At 67.8% G+C, this 6,878-nt stretch carries 4 protein-coding genes; 3 read left to right on the top strand and 1 reads right to left on the bottom strand.

The window, feature by feature from the left end; all coding sequences use genetic code 11:
- From BM228_RS09985 to BM228_RS09975, 3 genes are all read left to right on the top strand, one after another.
- The coding region (locus tag BM228_RS09985) for an integrase core domain-containing protein (RefSeq protein ID WP_139234071.1) at window positions 1–299 on the top strand (299 nt) is incomplete at its 5' end.
- Window positions 300–467: 168 nt separating this feature from the next.
- Entirely contained in the window at window positions 468–2,609 is a 2,142-nt protein-coding gene (locus tag BM228_RS09980; protein WP_092039475.1) for a tetratricopeptide repeat protein, read from the top strand.
- A gap of 657 nt (window positions 2,610–3,266) precedes the next feature.
- The gene (locus BM228_RS09975; protein WP_092039473.1) at window positions 3,267–4,460 is read left to right on the top strand and encodes a flagellin N-terminal helical domain-containing protein; all 1,194 of its coding nucleotides are present in this window, start codon (window positions 3,267–3,269) and stop codon (window positions 4,458–4,460) included.
- A 67-nt stretch (window positions 4,461–4,527) separates the two neighbouring features.
- Here the strand turns inward: BM228_RS09975 and BM228_RS09970 are convergent, their stop codons facing one another.
- Window positions 4,528–6,846: a Tex family protein gene (locus tag BM228_RS09970; RefSeq protein ID WP_092039471.1), complete on the bottom strand. Its 2,319-nt coding sequence runs from the start codon at window positions 6,844–6,846 to the stop codon at window positions 4,528–4,530.
- Window positions 6,847–6,878 lie beyond the last annotated feature (32 nt).

The following is a 6,878-nucleotide window of genomic DNA, read 5'->3' as shown; positions in this document are numbered from 1 at the left end:
CCAAGACGGCTTACATCGCTCCAGGCTCACCATGGGAGAATGGCTACGTCGAAAGCTTCAACGCACGGATTCGTGACGAACTTCTAAACGGCGAAATCTTCTACACACTCAGGGAGGCGCAGATCGTGATCGAAAGCTGGAGGCGGCACTACAACACCGTACGCCCGCACGCCTCACTGGGATACCGGCCGCCGGCACCGGAAGTGTTCATGCCAGCCTTCACCGCTTGGCCGGCTGCGCTCGCCCGACCAGCTCCGCCGGCCAAGCTACCCGTGGTGGAGCGGCCAACCGTGCACTAACTTTAACCTTGGACCACCCCGTGGGGGCCGATCATTATCCCCGCACGTTTCGGGCCCGAGCCCCCTCACTACGACGAGCCGTCGATACGCCCGATAACGCAAATCTCGGCCGGATTTACGCGTCCTTAACCCTGCTTTCGCAATCTCCGCGCGACGGGAGGGCGTGGAATGCTCGATCAATATGGCGGGCGGGCACGCGGTGCTGCGCCGGCGGCGGCCTCCATGCGCAGCTTGGCGAAGGCCCGGGACCATCGGGCGGCCGGCCGTTTCGACCGGGCCGAATCCAGCCTGCGGCGCATGCTCGGCGCCGAGCCCGACCATCCCGAAGCGCATTACGAGCTAGGCCAACTCGCGGCGAGCCGCGCGCCGGAGAAGGCCGTGCCCCATTTCGTCACGGCGTTGCGGGGGGCGCCCGAGCGCCCGGGCTACTGGCTGGCGCTGGCCACCGCGCTGCTCGCCGTCGACCGGCAGCCGGACGCGCGGGCGATCCTGGAGCGCTACAGGGCGCAGAGTTTCGGTCCCGAGGCAAAGACCCTCGACGCGGCCTTCATGGAGCGCACCTTCGCGGCCGCGCAGATTCACTACGACCGGGGTGAGTACCGCCCGGCGGAGGCGCTGCTGGATCTCGTGCTCCTCCTCGACGACACCCACGCCCATGCGACCTACCTCGCCGGCGCCGTCGCGGCCCGCACGAACCGCCCCGAGCTCGCCTACGACCTGATCAGCATCGCGCTCTACCGCGAGCCCGAGAATGCGCTGTTCTTCAGCGGCCTCAGCTCGGTCCTCACCAATCGCGGCGACCACGATGGCGCCATCTCCGCCCTGGAGAAGGCCCTCGAGCTCGATCCGGATCTCGCGATGGCGCATGCCAACCTCGCCGGCGTCTACCAACGCCGGTTCCGGTACGGCGAGGCCCTGCGGCACGCCGAGCGCGCGATCGACCTGGAGCCCGGCAATGCCGGCGCGCACAGCAATCGCGGCAGCGCCCTGCTGGCCCTCGGGCGCCTGGGCGAGGCGGTGGAGGCTTTCGACCGCGCCCTCGGTCTCGATCCGACCAAGCTGTTCGTCGCCTCCAACCGCCTGTTCGCCAAGCTGTACGCCGCCGATATCCCGCATGCGGAATACGCCGCCGACGCGCTGGCCTATGGCCGCCGCTACGCCGACCTGCTCCTGCGCCGCCGCCCCTTCGCCAACGATCGCGACCCGGATCGCCGCCTGCGCGTCGGCTTCGTCTCGGGCGATTTCTGCAACCACGCCCTGGTCCGCTTCTTCGAGCCGTATCTGCGCGCCATCGATCGGGACGGCATCACGGTGCTGGCCTACATGACGCATGCGAGCGAGGACGCGGTCTCGGAGCAGCTCAAGACGCTGTTCGACGGCTGGCTCAACCTCGCCGGCCTCGACGACGACCAGGCGGCCGATCGGATCGAGGCCGACGCCATCGACATCCTGGTCGACCTGTCCGGCCACAGCGCCGGCAATCGCCTGCTGGTCTTCGCCCGCAAGCCCGCGCCCGTGCAGGTGACCTGGATCGGGCATCCCGGCACCACGGGGCTGACAGCGATCGATTATCGCCTCACGGACCCGACCACCGATCCGGTCGGCCTCGCAGAGCCCGTGCATGCGGAGCGGCTCTGGCGCCTGCCGCGGGTGACCGCCACCTATGCCGGCGTCGACGATCTTCCGCCGGTGCGCGCGCGGGCGCCGTTCGAGGATGCGGGCCACATCACCTTCGGCTGCTTCAACCGCCTGACCAAGGTCTGCGACGACGCGCTGAAGACCTGGGCCGCGATCCTGTCGGCGGTCTCGGATGCGCGGCTGTTCATGGTGGTGGGCGACATCGGCACGCCGGAGGTCCGCGAGTCGGTCGAGACGCGTCTCACCGCGGCGGGCCTGCCCCTCGATCGGGTGATCTTCCAGCCGCGGGTCAACAGCGGCTACCACGAACTCTACCACCGGGTGGATATCGCCCTGGATCCGTACCCATATAACGGCGGTACGACGAGCTACGATACCCTGTCGATGGGCGTGCCGTTCGTGACGCTGCGCGGCGGCCACGCGGCGGCGCGCACCGGCGTCTCGGTGCTCACCGCGATGGGCCTACCCGAGCTGATCGCCGACAGCCAGGCGGATTACGTGGCGATCGCCCGGGATCTGGCCTGCGATCGTGAGCGCTTGCGGACGGTCCGGCATGGGCTGCGCGAGCGCCTGCATGCCAGCCCGCTGATGGACCATGCCGGCCTCGCCGCCGATGTCGACGCGGCGTTCCGGGGGATGTGGCGGGCCTGGCTGTCCGAGGGGCAGGCCTGAGGCGCGACCCAGACGGAAGCAAGGCGGTGGATCCCGTCTGGGATCGGCGGAGCGTCGGCGCCCGCGCGAAGAGGTTGCGACGTCGCTAGTGCCGCGCTCGATCGCGCCAGGCGCAGGGGTGATCGATCGTTTATCCGACGCGCTGAACGGCTTTCACGGTCCGGTGCCGCGCGTTCCGAGCCCCGTGTTGCCCGCCGGATCTTGCGCACACTGTTCAGCGGATTCCGGGAGCGTCAAAACCTGTGACGCGGCTCTCGGCTGATCACAACGATCCTGTTTGTCCCGCGCGTGAGGGCCGCCCATGATCCGCCTTTGGGCCGCAGGGCCCAGGCCCTGATGGCGAAGCTCGGGTCGGCCGCAGGCGCTGTCAAATGGATCGACTTGGCATTTGACCGCCGAATATCAGTCGAGCTCATAGTCGTCTTGCTAAGCAATCAGGACTTGGCCTCGTCAATGACAGAAATAAAACGATCGCAATCTTGATATAGAGCGGGAGCAAGAGTTCGAACAATTTCTATTCGTTCGCGAAAAAAACTTATTAACGATGTCTCGCAGATACATTTTTTGGAGAATCGAATTAAGGTCTCAGCAAGTCGCCGGGCGATACACCGCAGGAGCCGCCAATAAGACGGCTTCGCGATCAAAAGGATCGACCCGATGTCTTCCAGCGTCACCCTCACCGCCGCCACCCGCCAGAACCTGCTCTCCCTGCAGGATACGGCCTCGCTGACCGCGACCACTCAGAACCGGCTCTCCACCGGCCTGAAGGTCTCCTCGGCCCTCGACAATCCGGTAAGCTTCTTCACCTCCCAGTCCCTCAGCCAGCGTTCGGGCGACCTCGGCAACCTGCTCGACGGTATCTCCAACGGCATCCAGTCGATCCAGGCCGCCAACCAGGGCATCACCTCGATCCAGAAGCTGGTCGATCAGGCCAAGTCAGTCGCCAACCAGGCCCTGTCCACCCAGATCACCACCACCGGCACCGCCTCGACCGCCTACTCGGCCCCGGCCGCCAACACCACGCTCAACCTCTACGTCAACGGCTCGGCGACCACCGTTGCCCTGGCCTCGACCGACACCCTCGACCAGGCCCTGACCAAGCTCAACACCGCAGTCGGCGCCGGCAGCTTCTCCAAGAGCACCGACGGCACCAAGATCGTGATGAACGCGTCCTCGGACGTGGAATTCAAGAGCTCGGCCGATCAGACGGCCCTCGGCTTCTCCGGCGGCACGGCCTCTTCCGGCCCGACCTACGGCACGACCACGGCGGTCGGCCAGAGCTCGGACCTGAGCGTGTCCGGCGTCTCGGCCCGGGCGACGCTGGCTTCGCAGTACAACAGCCTGCTGACCCAGATCGATCAGCTCGCCGGTGATTCGAGCTACAACGGCACGAACCTGATCAACGGCAAGGGCGACAACAACAACCTGACGATCAAGTTCAACCCGAAGGGCAACTCGAACCTCACGGTCACGGCGACCGACGAGACTTCGAGCGGCCTCGGCCTGACCTCGATCACCAGCACGTCGGCGAAGACCTCGACGGTCGGGCAGGGCAACTTCCTGCTCAACGGCGACATCAACACGACCCTGGGCAAGCTGACGACCGCGTCCAGCCAGCTGCGTACCGATGCTTCGACCTTCGGTTCGAACCTGTCGGTGGTGCAGAACCGTCAGGACTTCAGCAAGAACCTGATCAACGTGCTCGATACCGGCTCGTCGAACCTGACGGCGGCGGATCTGAACCAGGAGGCTGCGAACTCGCAGGCCCTGTCGACCCGTCAGTCGCTGGGCATCTCGGCCCTGTCGCTGGCCAACACGGCTCAGCAGGGCATCCTGCAGCTCCTGCGCTAAGTCTCAGCCACATCGACACCGAGACGGCCGGGGCCTTGCCCCGGCCGTTTCTTTTTGTGCGCCCGGGTCAGTTTCTTTTGGACGGGGCGGCCCCCGCCCGCCGGAGCGCGTCGGCCAAGGCCCCACCGCCGGTTGCCGGCGTCGGCTTGGATTGCATCCGCCGCGGGTCGGGGGCGGGTTCGCTGGCGCGCCGTGGCTGCGCGCCCGCCTCGATCGGGTCGTCGAGCCGCATCGACAAGGCGATGCGCTTGCGCGGGACATCGACGCTCAGCACCAGGACCCGGACGACCTCGCCGGTCCGGACCACTTCGGCGGGCGAGGCGATGCGCCGGCGTGCCATCGCGGAGATGTGGACCAAACCGTCCTGGTGGACGCCGATATCCACGAAGGCGCCGAAGGCCGCGACGTTGGTGACTACGCCTTCGAGCTGCATGCCGGGCCGGAGATCGCCGATTGTCTCGACGCCCTCCTGAAAACTTGCCGTCTTGAAGGCCGGGCGCGGATCGCGGCCGGGCTTCTCCAGCTCGCTGATGATGTCGCGCACGGTCGGCGGCCCGAAGCGGTCGTCGGCGAAGGCCTCGGGGGCGAGCTGGCTCAGGGTCGCGGTGTTGCCGAGCAGCACGCGGATGTCGCTCTTGGTCGCCTGCAGGATCCGGCGCACCACCGGATAGGATTCCGGGTGGACCCCGGAGGCGTCGAGCGGATCGTCGCCGCCCTGGATGCGCAGGAAGCCGGCGGCCAGCTCGAAGGTCTTGGGACCGAGACCCTGCACCTTCTTGAGGGCCGTCCGCGTCCGGAATGGGCCGTTGGCGTCCCGGTGCGCCACGATCCGGTCGGCCATCGACGCGCCGAGGCCCGAGACCTGGGCGAGCAGGGCCGGGGAGGCGGTGTTCACATCGACGCCCACCGCGTTCACCGCATCCTCGACCACCGCCGAGAGCTGGCGCGACAGCTTCGTCTCGCTGACGTCGTGCTGGTACTGCCCGACCCCGATCGATTTCGGATCGATCTTCACCAGTTCGGCGAGGGGATCCTGGAGCCGGCGGGCGATCGAGGCGGCGCCGCGATGGGACACGTCGAGATCAGGCAACTCCCGCGAGGCGATCTCCGAGGCCGAGTAGACCGAGGCGCCGGCCTCCGAGACGGTAACTTTCGCGAGCGTCAGGTCGGGATTGGCCGCCACGATCTCGGCGGCCAGCCGCTCGGTCTCCCGGGAGGCCGTGCCGTTGCCGATGGCGATCAATTCGACCCGGTGCTGGCGGCAGAGCCGACCGAGGCTCGCAACCGCCTCCTTCCAGCGCCGCTGCGGCTCGTGCGGGTAGGTGGTCTCCACCGCCACGATCCGGCCGGTCGCATCCGCCACCGCGACCTTCACGCCGTTCCGGTAGCCGGGATCGAGCCCCAGCGTCGCCCGCCCACCGGCGGGGGCGGCGAGCAGCAGATCTTTCAGGTTGCCGGCAAAGACTTTTACAGCCTCGTCCTCGGCGCGCTCGAACAGGCGGGTGCGCAGATCCTGCTTGATCCCGGTCCGAATCTTGGTGCGCCAGGCGGTGCGCACGACCTCCATCAGCCAGGCATCCCCCGGCCGACCTCGGGCCGCGATGCGATGCCGGCTGCAGATCGCGGTCTCGAACGGACCGGGCTTCCCGGGTTCCGAATCCTCGCCTTCGGCAGCGAGATCGACATCGAGCACGCCTTCGCGTTCTCCGCGAAAGATCGCCAGGATCCGATGCGACGGCATCCGTTCCAGGCACTCGCTCCATGCGAAGTAATCCGAAAATTTCGCGCCTTCGGCAGCCTTGCCCTTGCGCATCTTCGAAGCAAGTTGGCCGCAGCGCCAGAAATCCGCGCGCAGCCGGCCGACCAAGTCGGCATCCTCGGCAAAATGCTCGATCAGGATCGCCTTGGCGCCTTCCAGGGCGGCCTCCGTATCGGCGATGCCCGTGTCGGCGGACACGAACGGCGCCGCGGCGCGCTCAGGCGCGATCTCGGGCTTCGCCAGCAGCGCCTGGGCCAGGGGCTCGAGCCCGGCCTCCCGGGCGGTATGGGCCTTTGAACGACGCTTGGGCCGGTAGGGCAGGTAGAGATCTTCCAGCCGCGCCTTGGTGTCGGCGGCGGCGAGGGCGACGGCGAGCGGCGGCGTCAGCTTGCCCTGGGCGCGGATGCTCTCGACGATGGTGGTCCGGCGCTCGTTGAGGTCGCGCAGGTAGCCGAGGCGCTCGTCGAGCTTGCGTAGCTGCGCGTCGTCGAGGCCGCCGGTATTCTCCTTGCGGTAGCGGGCGATGAACGGGACGGTCGCGCCACCATCGAGCAGCGCCACGGTGGCGGCGACCTGCGCTTCCCCGACCCCGAGTTCTTCGGCGATCAGCGCGTTCACGGATGTCATGCGGGCTCCGGCGGGCGAAGGGCGGGGCCCTG

Origin of the sequence: Methylobacterium pseudosasicola (assembly GCF_900114535.1) — a bacterium.
In the GTDB taxonomy this organism is placed as follows: Bacteria; Pseudomonadota; Alphaproteobacteria; order Rhizobiales; family Beijerinckiaceae; genus Methylobacterium; species Methylobacterium pseudosasicola.
The sequence above is the reverse complement of the archived record's forward strand: the minus strand, read 5'-3'. Positions and strand labels throughout refer to the sequence as shown.